Raw genomic sequence first — 1,302 nt, 5'->3', positions numbered from 1 at the left:
CGGCGTCGACGGGCGGATGGCTTGGTCGCACCTTTTCCGACGGCAGGGCTTCCGACGAAGCCCGCCGCGGGGTGACTCGGGCGGGCTTCGTTGTGACGACTGATCAGGCTGCGATCAATCCGGGGGGCATTGGGTGATCGCTTCGCACGACCTCACGCGCAGCCACTGCCAACTCAGTGACTTGCGCTTCGCCGCGATAACGGCGGGCCATAGCTCCGCGAGCTCGCTCGCCCCATCGAAGGTCAGTGTACGTAATCGCCATGAGGCCTGCGAACAGCGTCTCCGCAATCGCATGCGCGAGTTCGGGATGCGTCTCGTGGAGCGCAATTTCCTCGGGCGCCATCGTGAATGGGTGCGCTGCCCCCCGCGGCTGGGTGAACACGTTATACAGCAGGAAGCATGCCTCAGGATCGAGGAGGTAGCGGTTCAGCCTGGCAAGGGTTTCCAGCAGGGGCTTAGGAACCCGATCGTCATTTAGTAGCACGCGTGCGCCGCGCGAAAACTGGCCGGCCCAGTGCTCCTGCTGGCGAAGCCGGTCCAAGTCGGCGCTCGCGAAAGCATGCCACTTCATCGCTGCCAGCACCGCCGCAGCGATGGAGACGATGATGAGTAGGGCGAACTGCAGCGTCATGGATTTATGTCCTGTGGCGCTTCCAAACGACGAATTCCCTTTTCCTCGAACTCAACTTCCAAACGCTTCCTATCGCGCTCAAGCTCCTCGGTGATTCGTCTGCTCTCGCGGCGGTGTGCGAGTATGGTTTCTAGGAAGCCGTTCAACGCTTTGAGAAACTCCGGACCTCGTGTCGCCAAGCCGATCGCAAGTCCAATCGTCAGGATCAGAGTGACCGCCCCACCGAGACCGATCCGCTGCGCGACATCTGCCCACTGCCCCGCATCAATTCCGGTCATCGGCCCGTTCTGACGTTTCTACCCCGCTACGCAAATATGGCGCAAAAGCGGCATTTGCCAACTCATGCACTTTGCGCCATCGTCACGCTATCTGTATAAAAAGCCCCGCTCGATAGCTGCCGGTGGGGCTGACGGAGGGTGCTTGGATCCTTGAAGATCCGCTGGCCAACGACCGAACAGCTACGGCGCCCGTCGAGCGGCCCTTCGTGCCGCGCTCGCCGGACGAACCTGCGATGCGGCGACGGAAAACCGACTGCGCGAAGAGATCGCCCCGGTCTTCGACCGGATGATGGCCGAAACGGAGCCGCTGGTGCCCGCCGCTGACGTCCTGAGCGGGGCAGTCGGTCGCTACTGCGCGAAAGGCCTGACCGCGCACGGATGCACGGTTAGGCC

3 protein-coding genes are annotated in these 1,302 nt (G+C 62.7%); all 3 read right to left on the bottom strand.

What is annotated here, in order from left to right:
• Nucleotides 1-103: 103 nt before the first annotated feature.
• Entirely contained in the window at nt 104-631 is a 528-nt protein-coding gene (locus tag VQ02_RS32745) for a hypothetical protein (RefSeq protein WP_048448452.1), read from the bottom strand.
• Nucleotides 628-909 carry a hypothetical protein gene (locus tag VQ02_RS37820; protein ID WP_157080904.1) on the bottom strand — a complete coding sequence of 94 codons (282 nt, stop codon included), beginning with the start codon at nt 907-909 and terminating at the stop codon, nt 628-630. The genes VQ02_RS32745 and VQ02_RS37820 overlap by 4 nt, the downstream gene beginning before the upstream one ends.
• Before the next feature lie 82 nt (nt 910-991).
• On the bottom strand, nt 992-1,302 hold a 311-nt coding region (locus VQ02_RS38865; protein WP_209437100.1), incomplete at its 5' end, for a hypothetical protein.

The sequence above is a fragment of the Methylobacterium variabile genome (assembly GCF_001043975.1).
Taxonomy (GTDB): Bacteria; Pseudomonadota; Alphaproteobacteria; order Rhizobiales; family Beijerinckiaceae; genus Methylobacterium; species Methylobacterium variabile.
The sequence above is the reverse complement of the archived record's forward strand: the minus strand, read 5'-3'. Positions and strand labels throughout refer to the sequence as shown.

Coding starts and splice junctions, on each gene's coding strand:
- VQ02_RS32745 (WP_048448452.1), bottom strand. CDS start 631: ATGACGCTGCAGTTCGCCCTACTCATCATCGTCTCCATCGCTGCGGCG.
- VQ02_RS37820 (WP_157080904.1), bottom strand. CDS start 909: ATGACCGGAATTGATGCGGGGCAGTGGGCAGATGTCGCGCAGCGGATC.